This is a genomic window from Pseudomonas sp. GM80, from assembly GCF_000282515.1.
In the GTDB taxonomy this organism is placed as follows: domain Bacteria; phylum Pseudomonadota; class Gammaproteobacteria; order Pseudomonadales; family Pseudomonadaceae; genus Aquipseudomonas.
The window spans coordinates 1-13,473 of record NZ_AKJD01000103.1; the positions used below are offsets into that span (position 1 = coordinate 1).

Genomic DNA, 13,473 nt, shown 5'->3' on the forward strand with positions numbered 1-13,473 from the left:
GTCGGCGGTCCCCAGCCAGTCATGATGAAAACCTTGCCAGGCATGAGTGCTGCGGGTTTCAAATTGCAATTCGTTGCCCAGTTGCTTAAGGCGCAATGGCAAGCGTTGTTGCTGCTTCATCAGGTTGAGTTCGGCTGGCGTGGCGTTGCCCAGCAAGGTGTCGGCGAGCGGCGCCGGCAGCGCCGGGAATGCCTCGGTCAACACTGTTCGCGCCGGGTTGACCGTTCGTTCCTGAGGTTGGTAACGCTGCTCGAATAATTGCCGACGCAGACTGTTTGCGCTGTCGGCAATGCGTGTCTGCAGATGCGCTTCAAGCTCGGCGGGCGCTACGTCGAGGGCAATCGGTGCGCCATTCGCCTCCAGCGTTTGCAGGACTGTATTCAAACCCTGCCCTGCGTTGAGTTGTTGATCACTCAACTGAACCACCAGTTTTCGGCCTTGGGATGACCTGGCCGCTGCGGATTGCCAGAGTGTCTCGCCGCGATTGTTGCTGACCCGCAGGGGGACGTCGGCAGGCCACAATCCTTGAGCTTCGACGATTTGCAGCTGGCTGGCCGGATCACGTCTGGCCCGGGCCTGCCTGACCGGATCATCGCTGCTGACGTTGTCGACGAAGGCCTGCACATCGCGCTTGATATTGAAGCGCTGCACGGTGTCGGCCAGCAACGGCGGTATGGGCGCATTCTCGTGGTACATGCGGCGCAACACGTCGGGCGACGTGCAGCTGGTCTGTCGAATCAGCTCAAGCTCCTGCGGATCGGTAAACGCTTCGACCGAATGGCCCAGCCGGCGCATCAACGTAGTGTCATCCCAGCTTCGAGGCGTTTCTCCTTCGAGTACAAAACTGCCGGAACCGTTGTGCCGAACCGGAACTTCAAAAGCATCCGGGCGCGTGGCGTGGCGCACGACCAGTGCATCGGTCGTCGCCTGTTTCGACAGTTGGTAATGATGTTCGCCGACCCGCAGCAGGGATTTGCCTTCGTGCGCGTACAGCCCGTGCTCACCCCGCGCGAGCTCGGGCGGCAGCTTGCCTTTGAATCGGTACGGCAGCAGATCAGGTTTCCACAGGCGAGTCTTTGCGCTTGGCAGGCGCACTGCTTTCAGGCTTTCGATGAAGGGTGAAACGGTGAAGTGAAAAACCGGCGCCAGCGCAATGCCAGCCGCGAGATTTTCGATGACGTCGGTGAGGTGGGCCCAGCCTGCTTGCCGGTCACCTTCGCTCAGTTCCACGGCACCTTCCAACACCTCGTAAAGCAATTGACCTGCCGTCACCACCAGCATCAGTTCGCCCAGTCCGGGCACCACCAGCGCAAAGGCGCCGAGGGCGACAAAGCCGATATTCAGATAATTGGCCCAGCGTTCGGAATGTGCCTTGGCGTCCTCGTCGGCGTTGGGCACGGCGATGACTCTGGCGTCGCTGATCATTTGATCGAGGGTTGTTTCATGCAACACCGGCCACAGTTCGAAGTCCTCCCAAGGGCCTTTGCCCGGCAAGGTGCAGTCGGTGATGTGGAAGTTCGGCGACTCCAGCGGATCCTGACGAACTCCGAATTCGCGCGGTGGTGGGATGTCTGCGTGGAGTATCAGTCGTTCGCCCAGTTGCACCAGCTCGTGATGGCGCCACTTCTCGACAAAAGACCGTGGCGGGCCATCGCTGACAGTCTCGTTAAAGCGTCTGAAGTAATACGACCTGTCCTTCTGCGCAACGAAACGGCTGAAGAACAGTTGATAGGACGTTGGCGAGCCGGCATCGGTGGCAATGTTGCTGGTACGGGCGCTCAGTTGGCGGGTCAGTTCCTGTTGGAATGCCTCGAAGCTGGCGTAGCGTTTGACCGGGTGTTCGGGATCCCCCGGGATCCAGGCGATTATCGACCCGGTGCTGTAGCGATGTAACTCGCACGGGATGAACAACACGCAATCGCTCAGGCGCAGCCCCATGATGCTCAAGCCGCAAAAGCGCAGTTGTTTCTTGCCGTCCATGATGACGCTGTCGCCTTTGACGACTTTCATCAGCTGATTGTATTCGGCCTGGCCGATGTCTTTTTTGATCAGCGCCAGACAGGCTGCTGTCTGCAGGGATTGCTTGCAGTACGCGCCGTTGATCTGCCGCAGCAGGTTTTCGACGAGGCGATTGTTCGGCGGGCGCAGGAAGTCTGTCAGGTAGCGCTGATAGTGCTCGCCGATGTTCAGACGCCGGCACAGGCGCGCGAATACGTCGACGCTGACCGGGGTCGCGATCGGTTCGAAATGGCCATTGGCATCCGGGCGGCTGATAAAACACGAACTCGTGTCATAGAACCCCGGTCGGGTTTCGTCATATTCGAAGTTGTGCAACGCCGCTTGCAACAGCGAGAGGGTTTTAACCGTCAGCGCTTCACTTTTCAGACCGAAAATGCCCAGGCTTTTTGGTGCGTACAAGCGCAGCCAGGTGTTGTCGGCATCGAAACTGGGGTCAAGTTTCTGCAGTTCAGGTTCCAGCAGTTTTTTCGCAAAGCTGTCGATGCTCTGGATTTTGTCGAACAGGGCGTCCCGTTGGTTCTGGCGCAGGTGCAGGGCTTCGGTGGCGTCCCTGAGTGTCTGTTGTTGGTCTGAGGACGCCTTGGTGAACCAGGCCGGCAACACCGGCCGGATCTCGCGCAGCTCGGCGCGGCGTGTCGCCGAGGCCTTGATCAGTACGGGGGGGATGGCCTTTTTCAAGGTCTCGAAGTGGATGCCCCGAGCACGGGAGTCAGACATGCGCAAAATCCTTTTGGCGTCGAAAGGATTTCAGTTTGCGCGGCTGTCTGGCCGGGTGTGCGGTACATAGTTATCGCTTGTGTATCGGCTTGTGTGCACACAGACTTTTGTGGCGAGGGAGCAAGCTCCCTCGCCACAGTTGCGTTCACTTGGAGGCTGGTTTTACCGCTGATTTCAATTGCGCTGGGCGACGGCGGGCGTCTCGCACCGGGTGTGCGAATCAGGTTGCAGGTACGGCGACAGAATCGGTGCCATGCCTTTGAGCACCTGCACGGGCAGCGCCGAGGTGAACTTGAAGTTCTCCGCCGAACGCCCCGGCACAAACGCCGTCAGCGTGCCGAAGTGATGATCGCCGATGTAGAACACGAAGGTCGCCGTGCGGTTGATCGATTTCGAACTGAGAATCCGCCCTCCCGAGCCGATGGCTTCGATGCGGTTATCACCGGTGCCGGTCTTGCCGCCCATGACCAGCGGTGTGCCGTCGGCGGTTTTGAAGCTGCCGGAAACCCGTTTGGCGGTGCCAGAGTCGACCACTTGCGAGAGCGCCTCGCGCATGGCCGTGGCGACTTCGGATGGCATCACCCGTTTGCCGACATGCGGATCGTTGGTCACGCGGGTTTCGTACGGTGTGCCGGCGGCAAAGTGCAGGCTGTCGATGCGCAGGGTCGGCATGCGTACGCCATCGTTAAGGATGGTGCCGATCAGCTCGGCCAGCGCCGCAGGGCGGTCGCCGGAGCTGCCGATCGCCGTCGCCAGCGATGGCACCAAGTGATCGAACGGGTAGCCGACTTTCTGCCAGCGCTGGTGAATTTCAAGGAACGCTTCGATTTCGAGCATGGTGCGAATGCGGCTGTCGCGCGCGCCTTTGTGTTTGCTCTTGAACAGCCAGCTATAGACTTCCTGACGCTCGAAGTGGCTGGCTTTGACGATTTGGCTGAAGGTCGCGTCCGGGTTATGCAGCAGGTAGCCCATCATCCACAAATCCAACGGGTGAACCTTGGCGATGAAGCCCTGATCGGGCAAATCATAGCTGCCCGGGCCATAGGAATCGTAGAGACGGATCAAGCGATCATCGGTGAGTTTTTCGGTGAGTTTGGCGCCTTTGAGGTGCGCACGCACAAAGGTGTTGAAGTCTTCCTGGCTCGCGTCCGGCAACAGATAACGATGCACCGCCGCCATGCGGATCGGGGTTGGGCGCATGCTGTCGAGGAAGGTGTCGAGGCGCGCTGGAGTGTCTTTGTTTTTGTACTTTTTCCAGAACTTGAGCAGGAACGACGTGCCTTCGCGGTCGGCGAAATTGGCCAGGTATTCCTGACGCCGGGGGTCGCGGTCATCCTTGAGCAGTTCGGCGCTGCTGTTGGGGCCGGAGTAGGTGACGTAGCGCACCACATCGCGCATCAGGCGAATGAACGGCAGGTTGATCGACTCCCGCAGGGCATCGCGCAGGGTCGGCATGCGGCCGTTGTCTTCCTTGCGAAAGTTATGGAACACATGCAGACCGCCACCGGTGAAAAACGCTTCGCCGGGGCTTGCCGAGTATTTGCGGTCGAGCGCGGCGCCGAGCATTTTCGACAGATCGCGATCCTTGTTTTGCACCAGATAATCGATGACCCACTGGCTCAGGCGATCCTGATCCGGCACGTCGACTTTCTTCAGTTCCGGTACAGACATGCCGGCGTATTTGTCGTGCAGTTCGGCGATGATTTGCAGGTAAGTGGTCAGCACGCGCATTTTCGCCGTCGAGCCGAGTTCGAGTTTGCTGCCTTCATTGATGTCGAACGGCTGATCGGTGCTGTCGGTCTGGATGCGTACGCGCGAGCCGTCCGGGGTCAACTCGAACAGGGTGAAGCTGTAGCGCACTTGCGTGGTGCTGGTCGACGTCAGCAGACGTTCGCCCATCAGGCCGATTTCAGCGGCGAAGGCCGGGTCGGCGAGTTTTTTCAGGTACTCGGTGGCCTGCATTTGCAGGTCGCCTTGCAGGGTGCTGGTGGCCGACAGGTCGAGACGATCAAGGTCATACAGCGGCCGGTTGAGCATGCTCGCCAAACGACTGCGGGCGACGCTGATGCCTTTGTTGGTTTCAATCGGCTGGATGGTTGGCTGGGTTTGCCAGTCGCGGTACGTGACCTTGCTGGCGAGTGCGGCATCGGCCAGCGCGTTGTCGATGACGCCGTTCTGCTTGAGCAGGCGCAGGTGGCTGTCGGTGAGGTCGGCGAGTTCTTCGCGGCTCTTGGTCAAGTAGTGCGAGGGGCGGCGCTGGGCGATCATCAGCGAGAGCATTTCACGCAGGGCCAGACCTTTGTCGGCCATGGTTTTCGGATCGGTGGCCGGGCTGTTCAGTTGTTCGTTGGCCTTGTTGAAATCGCTGCCGTACCAGACGCGCAAACCTTCGGCCATACCGTGTACTTCGCCGTGCCCCGGGACTGCCGACAGCGGCACACTGTTGAGGTAATCGCGGACGATGTTCTGCCGCGAAGTCAGTGTTTCAGGTCCGGCCTGATAAGCGCGCACGCTGGCGGAAACCATCTGGCGGATCTTCTCCGCGCCCGATACGGTCAGGCCATCCGGCGAGTGCCGATACTTTTCCAGTTGCGTCGCCAAGGTACTGCCGCCTGCCGACTGACCGGGCAAGTGCAGCAGTTTCGCCACTTGCGACCACGCCGCCATGCCGAATCGCGGCCAGTCCACGGCCGGGTTGGCGCGGGGCTGTTTGGGGTCGAGCAGAAAGCGGTTTTCGATGAACAGCAGGCTGTTGACCACCACGGGCGGAATCGCCGCGAAGTTGGAATAGAGTTGCTGGGGGTAGTTGTATTTATACAGAGGCGCGGCGCGGCAATCGGTGATGGTCAGGCCGGCCTGGATCTTTTCCGAGTAGGGCACGAACAGGCCTTTGTCGGTGTAGCTGAGCAGGGCGGGGGAGAAGCGGGTCTGCTCGGTGATCACATAATTGCGTTTGAGCAGGCGCGGCAGGAATTCATCGAGGGAGCTGTAACCCAGGCGCAAATCGAATGGCCCATTACCGGGGTAGTGAATCGCTTCACTGGGGCCGGGCTCCAGAGTGTAAGTCAGCGATGCGGCGTATTTGCTGACCTCAGTGGACTGGAAACGCGAGGTGCGCATCTCCTTGGCCGCCCCCATGCCAACCACGATGGCAATAAACAGCAGCAGCAACCAGAAAGCCTTCCAGCCATGCCGAGGACGGCGTGGTTTTTTGGGGACAGGCGCTTGATCCACACTCTCAGTCGGAACCACGGTTTTACTCGAATCGGTTTGCCACAAAGCGCCCATAGTCGATTGATCCATTCACGCAGATTGATCGGACTTGTTTGAAGCTTAGACGGTGGTTGGCAGTGGTGAAAAAATTGTGATGGGTTGGGGGTGGGGAGTTGCTGAATAAATCTGGAGGAGTGGCAAATGGCAGTGAGGTTGAAGATCTTGTGGCGAGGGGATTTATCCCCGTTGGGTGGCGAAGCCGCCCCAAAACCAGCCAATGCAGTTTTTCTGACACACCGCATTGATTGGTTTTGCGACTGCTGCGCAGCCGAGCGGGGATAAATCCCCTCGCCACAGGTTATCTAAACCAATGAAGTGGGGTTACAGCCAGCAGGCATCCCAGAGCGGGTAGTCACCTATCTTCTTGACCAGACCAGCCCGCAATGGATTCGCCACGATGTACCGGGCGAACGGCAGCAAATCCTCATCATCACGAATCGCACGGTCGTGAAAGCCACTCTGCCACAACGCCCCTTGTCTCCCGGTTTTCTGATTGACGTCCTGAGTACAGCGGGCCTTTATTCCGCCAATGACTTCCGCAAGCGTGCCACTTTGCAATTGCACCAGCCAATGAAAATGGTCAGGCATCACCACCCACGCAATGGACTCTACGCAGCTTTGGTCATGTGCCTTACGAAGCTCTGCCACCAGTAACCGGCCTGTTTGCCAATCGGCGAAGACGGGTTGGCGCTGGTGAATCACTGAGGTGATGAAATAAGCGCGGCCGGGTTCGGAGAATCTGCCTTGTCGTAGGCGATGAGAGTTAGGTTGGACGGTCATATTGCTTCCTTGCATTGATTGATCACGCATCAAGACTAGTGCTTGGTAATCCGACTCGGATCTGCAATGAACGAAGGAAATTTCTGAGCTGAGTGAAGGACTTGTGGCGAGGGGATTTATCCCCGTTGGGCTGCGAAGCGGCCCCAAAACCAGTCACTGCTTTTTGCCTGACACACCACATTTGACTGGTTTTACGACTGCTGTGCAGCCGAACGGGGATAAATCCCCTCGCCACAAGAAACTCCATCTGCTTACAGAGTGAGCGAAGGCTGGAAATGGCCGGTATAGAGCTATCCAGTCGTCAATATTGCCAAAGCAGGGGCATGACGGTGCACCAATGCTGTGCAATACTCGCCGCCTTTTTCGGTGGCGAAAATTCCTACGAAACGCAGGGAATGCCTCTCCGCAAACCGGGCTTATGCCGAGAGTTGTCGCTGAATGTTGTGGTTTATAGAGTGAAAAGCCCTGCCCAAGGCTTTTTATACTGCACGCCCCGCTGATCTTGCAGGTTTTGTCCTACAAGACGCGTTTGCCCACGAGGCCGGCGCGGTTTCAGGGCAGCCAAGGCTTACCGGCCGACGCTGCGACACTCGGTGGTCATATCCAATAACAAGACGAGGTTGCATCCCCATGCCAGTTGGCAATCACCTGCCTCACGGCGACACCGCTCAGGGCGGTCCGCTCAAACGCGAACTCGGCGAACGGCACATTCGCCTGATGGCGCTCGGTGCCTGTATCGGCGTCGGTCTGTTTTTAGGTTCGGCCAAGGCCATCGAAATGGCCGGCCCGGCGATCATGATCTCCTACATTCTTGGCGGCCTGGCGATCCTCGTGATCATGCGCGCGCTCGGCGAAATGGCCGTGCACAATCCGGTCGCCGGTTCGTTCAGCCGCTATGCGCAAGACTACCTCGGTCCGTTGGCGGGTTTTCTCACTGGCTGGAATTACTGGTTCCTGTGGCTGGTGACCTGCGTTGCGGAAATCACCGCGGTGGCGGTGTACATGGGCATCTGGTTTCCCGATGTGCCGCGCTGGATCTGGGCCTTGGCGGCGCTGATCAGCATGGGCTCGATCAACCTGATCGCGGTGAAAGCCTTCGGTGAGTTCGAATTCTGGTTCGCCCTGATCAAGATCGTCACGATCATTGCCATGGTCATCGGCGGCGTTGGCATCATCGCCTTCGGTTTCGGCAATGACGGCGTGGCGCTGGGCATTTCAAACCTGTGGGCGCACGGCGGCTTCATGCCGAATGGCGTGACCGGCGTATTAATGTCGCTGCAAATGGTCATGTTCGCCTACCTCGGCGTCGAAATGATCGGCCTGACCGCCGGTGAAGCGAAGAACCCGCAGAAGACCATTCCCGATGCGATCGGCTCGGTGTTCTGGCGGATTCTGCTGTTCTACGTCGGTGCACTGTTCGTGATCCTGTCGATCTACCCGTGGAATGAAATCGGCACGCAAGGCAGCCCCTTCGTGATGACCTTCGAGCGTCTGGGCATCAAGACCGCCGCCGGCATCATTAACTTCGTGGTGATCACCGCCGCGCTGTCGTCGTGCAACGGCGGCATCTTCAGCACCGGGCGCATGCTCTACAGCCTGGCGCAGAACGGTCAGGCGCCGGCTGGTTTCGCCAAAACCTCGAACAACGGTGTGCCGCGTCGTGCGCTACTGCTGTCGATCGCGGTATTGCTCCTGGGCGTAATGCTCAACTATCTGGTGCCGGAAAAAGTCTTCGTCTGGGTGACCTCGATTGCGACCTTCGGCGCGATCTGGACCTGGGTGATGATCCTGCTGGCCCAGCTGAAATTCCGCAAAGGCCTGAGCGCCAGTGAACGTGCCGGCCTCAAATACAAGATGTGGCTGTACCCGGTCAGCTCGTACTTTGCGCTGGCATTTCTGGTGCTGGTGGTCGGCCTGATGGCGTACTTCCCGGACACGCGCGTGGCGCTGTATGTCGGGCCTGCGTTCCTGGTGCTGCTGACGGTGTTGTTCTACGTGTTCAAGCTGCAGCCGACACAAGTGTCGCAAGGTGCGGCGCGTTCGGCTTCGTAAGTCGTAAGCGCTGTAACGACAAAGCCCCGGTCGAGAGATCGGGGCTTTTTTGTGGACGCTGTTCTTAAGGATCGTATGAACCTGTGGCGAGGGGATTTATCCCCGATCGGCTGCGCAGCAGTCGTAAAACCTGTGCATGCGGTCGGCGGTGAATGGTCTTGGGGCTGCTTCGCAACCCATCGGGGATAAATCCCCTCGCCACAGTGAAGCAGCAGTCATCACATGAAAATTGGTCACTACTGGTAAAGCAGTCACCAGAGGGACGCCTATCCAAATCCTGCCGGGACCCAAGTAACCACCGGTCTGATAAGGCGATACAAAACCACGGCGCAGGTTCAAAGCTTTATCTCCACCCAGAGGCGCGGCCATGAAAATCAGCGATTTTCTCGTGCGAGAACTCGGCCGCCGTCAGGTCGTCCTGTTCTTCTTGCTCGCGACTTCGCTGTATGTACTGCCGCTGATCCTCGCTGACTTCCCCTACATCGACGACAACTGGCGTGCTCTCGCGGCTGGCAATGCCTGGGCCGGGCAGGGGAGATTGTTCGCTGACTGGTTGTATCAGGCGCTGACCTTCACCGGCGCTGCGCCGGACATCTTTCCGCTGCCGCTAATCATCGCCACCGGGGCCATGAGCCTGGCCCTGACTCGCCTGACCTTTCACTACTTCCCTGAACCGACGCTGGCCAGTTGCCTGGTTGCGTTGCCGCTCTGGTAAAACCCGTTCCTGCTGCAGAATCTGTCCTACCAATACGACGGCCCGAGCATGGCGCTCAGCCTCGTCGCGGTGGTTTACGCCATTACCTTTCACGGCTCATCCCGAGTGCAACGCTGGCTGGTCCCGGCGACGTTGCTGGCGCTGGCGATCGGGCTGTACCAGATCAGTCTCAACGTGTTCCTCGGGTTATGCGCAGTAGAGTTGGTTCGGGCAATTGCCCGTCAAACCGATGTGCTGGAAATGCTCGGCTGCAAACTCGCGCAACTGGTTCTGGGGATACTGATTTACGCCATCACCGCGTACCCGTTCATGGAGTCCGGGCGTGGCGAATTGCTGCAATGGAGTGCCGATCCGTTGCTGCAGATCGGCATCAATATCGGGCGGGTTTCAGACAAGGTCGCGTTGCTGTTTCACAGCGGTTACGCGTGGGTATTCGCCGGGTTGGTGCTGTGTGCATTGTTCGGCGCTGTGCGCATCAGCACGCAGGTTTCCGAGCACCGTAAACAGGCTCTGGCGTTCAAGCTGATCAGTCTGCTGACCCTGCCAATCCTCATGCTGCTGATCCCCGGCATCACCTTGATCTTCCGCGATTTCAATGAGGGCGCGCGCACGCTGATGGGCTTCGGCGTACTGCTGGTGTTGCTGTTCTACCTTGCCCATCTTGGCCTGGCGTCGCAGCACCGACGATTACCCTTACTGCTGATCGTCCCGCTGCTGGCAACGCTGTCGCTGTCCTTTGCTTACGGACGCGTGCTGACGATGCAGAAAACCTTCGCCAACCATGCGCTCTACAGCCTTAGTAACGACATCGCCGCGCACCGGGAACTGCGTGAAGCCAAGCGAATTTACCTGTCGGTGAGTTATTCCGGTCACTGGCTGATCGGCGCGGCCGGCTCGTTCAAGCGCTTGCCGGTTTTGCCTTATCTGCTGAACGTCGACTACTACCTGCTCGCGGAAAACCTGCCGAGCGTCGGCATCACCAACGTGGTCGCCGAGCGCGAGCGGCGCAATGCCACGCGCGTCGGTTACTTGGGATATCCGGCGCTGGTGGAGAGCCAGTACTACCGGATTTACCTGATCGGCGACTACGGCTTCATCGTCATGAACGAGCCGCCGCGGATCAGGTCGCTGCGCTGGTAAACGTTTCAGGCCGCGGCGGGTTCATTCGGCTCAAAACTGTCCGCCCGCGCCATCTGCCACATCCGTGAATAGAACTCGCCATTCACTTCCCCGGTGAGCAATTCACCCGGTTTGAGGAATACATGCAACTGCGAGAACAGCTTGATCTCGGTTGCCGACATGCGCCGCACCAGATGCTTGGCCGACAGTTGCGACGGATGTTCAAGCCCCGCCGCCGCGAGCATTTCCGCCAAGGCCTTCAATGTGCTGCGATGGAAATTGAACACACGCTGTGCCTTGTCCGGAACCACTAGCGCGCGTTGGCGCAAAGCGTCCTGAGTGGCGACGCCGGTCGGGCATTTGTTGGTGTGGCAGCTTTGCGACTGAATGCAGCCGATGGCGAACATGAAACCGCGCGCCGAGTTGGCCCAGTCGGCGCCGATGGCCAGCACGCTGGCGATGTCAAAAGCGCTGACAATCTTGCCGCTGGCACCGAGTTTGATCTTGTCGCGCAGGTTCAGCCCGACCAAGGTGTTGTGGACGAACAGCAGGCCTTCGCGCATCGGCACGCCGATGTGGTCGGTGAATTCCACGGGTGCAGCGCCGGTGCCGCCTTCCTTGCCGTCGACGACGATGAAGTCGGGGAGGATGCCGGTTTCCAGCATGGCTTTGGCGATGCCCATGAACTCCCACGGATGGCCGAGGCAGAACTTGAAACCCACCGGTTTGCCGCCGGACAGTTCACGCAGTTGCTGGATGAAATGCATCATTTCGATCGGCGTGGAAAACGCGCTGTGACGTGATGGCGACACGCAGTCTTCGCCCATCATGATGCCGCGGGTTTCAGCGATTTCTTTGGTGACTTTGTGCTTGGGCAGGATGCCGCCGTGGCCGGGTTTGGCGCCTTGGCTCATCTTGATTTCGATCATCCGCACTTGTGGGTTTTGCGCTTGGGTGGCGAAGCGTTCCGGGTCGAAACGGCCATCGCTGGTGCGGCAACCGAAGTAGCCGCTGCCCAGTTCCCAGGTCAGGTCACCGCCGTGTTCGCGGTGATACGGGCTGATGCTGCCTTCGCCGGTGTCGTGGGCGAAGTTGCCGAGCTTGGCGCCTTGGTTCAATGCGCGAATGGCGTTGGCGCTGAGTGAGCCAAAACTCATCGCCGAGATGTTGAACACCGACGCCGAGTACGGCTGCGAGCACTGCGGGCCGCCGACGGTGACGCGGAAACTGCTCGGGTCGCTCAGTGGCGCCGGGCGCATCGAGTGGCCGATGAATTCGAAACCCGCTTGATAGACGTCAATCAGCGTGCCGAACGGTTTGTCGGCGGTCTCGTTTTTCGCTCGCGAGTAGACCAGCGAGCGCTGGGCGCGGGAGAAGGGCAGGGCGTCGCTGTCGGATTCCAGCAGGTATTGGCGGATTTCCGGACGGATGCCTTCGACCAGGTAGCGGATGTTGCCGAGGATCGGGTAGTTGCGCCGCACCGCGTGCGGGGTCTGCAGCAGGTCGAACAGACCGAGCAGGCTGAGGACGCCGGTGACGGCGGTGATCGGCCACAGCCAGTCGTGGTCGAGGAAAGGCAGGCTGGCGAGGGTGAAAATCACGCAGACGGCAAAGAAGGCGTAGCGGCTCAGGAGTGACAGGCTCATACGGTTTCCCTGGTTCGGACTCAGTGGGTTGCAAACCTGTGCCAGCAGGCGGGCTAGCAGGTGGGCCTGCTGGTGGGATCTATTGTGGTGAGGGGATTTATCCCCGACGGGTTGCGTAGCAGCCCCAAAACCATTCACTGCGGTTTAACTGCAAGACCGCATGCATAGACTTTGGGGCGGCTTCGCCACCCATCGGGGATAAATCCCCTCACCACAGGAATCGATTCCCACAGGAGAGCATTTCAGCGCTGTTTCAGGCGTTCTGGGCCTGAAGAAAAATCGAAAACAGCTCGGACTGGGATTTGATCCCCAGCTTGCTGTACATGTGTTTCTTATGGACTTTCACGGTTTCTACGGAGATTTCCAGCTTACGGGCGATTTCTTTACTGGAGCAACCGCTGAGCATCAATCGCCCGACATCCAGTTCGCGGGCGGTCAGTTGTGCGCCCTTGAGTTGTTGCACCGAGGTTTCCAGTTGCAGCCGCCAATCGGCGGCGGCAGGCGCGGCGGTTTCGTTGGTCTCATAGGGCAGACGCTGGCGCAACAGCGCGAGCAGCCACGGCTGGATCAACGACAACAAGGCAATCTGCTCGCTGCTGAAACGCTGTTTGCTGCCCAGCGACAGGCACAGCGTGCGCTCGCCCTGAAGCTGACAATTGAACTGGATTTCGTCGGCGACGACATTCAGACGAAAGTATCGCTGGTAATACTCGGTCAGCTCGAAATGCTCGGGCGCCACTTCCCACAGGCGGAACAGTCCCGAACGTGATTGCTCGCGACTGGCGATATAGAACGGGTCGAGCAAGTACAGCCCGCGCAGATAATCTTCAAACAAGGCGTCCGGAATGCCTTCTTCGCCGGGGCTGGCGGCGAACACTTGCGGGTGCTGGTCTGAACTGAACAGCAGCGCCACCCAGCTATCGAACGGCATGTACTGGTCGAGCAGACGCACCAGTTGCGCCCAGAAGTTCGGCTTGTCGAGTGCCTCGATCAATTGCCCGACGGCGCGATGCCAGGTGATGTCGTCGAAGGAAAGTGTCATCGGTTTACCTTGAATGGCCGGCCGGATGCTGCTGCGCATACTGGCCCAGACCTACGCACGGGGCAATCGTGGAATTGGCCGGGCGAGTCACTCCCCCTGTAGGAGCTGCC

General features: G+C 59.2%; 6 protein-coding genes and 1 pseudogene. 2 read left to right on the plus strand and 5 right to left on the minus strand.

The features are described 5' to 3' along the window. The 3 genes from PMI37_RS17190 to PMI37_RS17200 all read right to left on the minus strand — a co-directional run. A partial coding sequence (locus PMI37_RS17190) for a dermonecrotic toxin domain-containing protein (RefSeq protein ID WP_008083049.1) occupies nt 1-2,736 on the minus strand: 2,736 nt, incomplete at its 3' end. A 174-nt stretch (nt 2,737-2,910) separates the two neighbouring features. After that, nucleotides 2,911-6,024, minus strand: a complete 3,114-nt coding sequence (locus tag PMI37_RS17195) for a transglycosylase domain-containing protein (RefSeq protein ID WP_008083051.1) — start codon at nt 6,022-6,024, stop codon at nt 2,911-2,913. A 306-nt stretch (nt 6,025-6,330) separates the two neighbouring features. After that, nucleotides 6,331-6,789 carry an REP-associated tyrosine transposase gene (locus tag PMI37_RS17200; protein WP_008083053.1) on the minus strand — a complete coding sequence of 153 codons (459 nt, stop codon included), beginning with the start codon at nt 6,787-6,789 and terminating at the stop codon, nt 6,331-6,333. A 630-nt stretch (nt 6,790-7,419) separates the two neighbouring features. Here PMI37_RS17200 and PMI37_RS17205 point away from each other — a divergent pair. Beyond that, the gene (locus PMI37_RS17205; protein WP_008083055.1) at nt 7,420-8,841 is read left to right on the plus strand and encodes an amino acid permease; all 1,422 of its coding nucleotides are present in this window, start codon (nt 7,420-7,422) and stop codon (nt 8,839-8,841) included. A 367-nt stretch (nt 8,842-9,208) separates the two neighbouring features. Further along, a pseudogene (locus tag PMI37_RS17210) lies at nt 9,209-10,696 on the plus strand (glucosyltransferase domain-containing protein). A gap of 5 nt (nt 10,697-10,701) precedes the next feature. Here the strand turns inward: PMI37_RS17210 and PMI37_RS17215 are convergent. Both PMI37_RS17215 and PMI37_RS17220 read right to left on the minus strand, forming a co-directional pair. Continuing rightward, nucleotides 10,702-12,321, minus strand: a complete 1,620-nt coding sequence (locus PMI37_RS17215; RefSeq protein WP_008083066.1) for an FMN-binding glutamate synthase family protein — start codon at nt 12,319-12,321, stop codon at nt 10,702-10,704. Between the two features lie 253 nt (nt 12,322-12,574). Then, entirely contained in the window at nt 12,575-13,363 is a 789-nt protein-coding gene (locus tag PMI37_RS17220) for a helix-turn-helix transcriptional regulator (protein WP_008083067.1), read from the minus strand. Nucleotides 13,364-13,473 lie beyond the last annotated feature (110 nt).

What these genes read in the sequence shown, in the direction of transcription:
- PMI37_RS17195 (WP_008083051.1), bottom strand. Translation starts at nt 6,024, where the DNA reads ATGGGCGCTTTGTGGCAAACCGATTCGAGTAAAACCGTGGTTCCGACT.
- PMI37_RS17200 (WP_008083053.1), bottom strand. Translation starts at nt 6,789, where the DNA reads ATGACCGTCCAACCTAACTCTCATCGCCTACGACAAGGCAGATTCTCC.
- PMI37_RS17205 (WP_008083055.1), top strand. Translation starts at nt 7,420, where the DNA reads ATGCCAGTTGGCAATCACCTGCCTCACGGCGACACCGCTCAGGGCGGT.
- PMI37_RS17215 (WP_008083066.1), bottom strand. Translation starts at nt 12,321, where the DNA reads ATGAGCCTGTCACTCCTGAGCCGCTACGCCTTCTTTGCCGTCTGCGTG.
- PMI37_RS17220 (WP_008083067.1), bottom strand. Translation starts at nt 13,363, where the DNA reads ATGACACTTTCCTTCGACGACATCACCTGGCATCGCGCCGTCGGGCAA.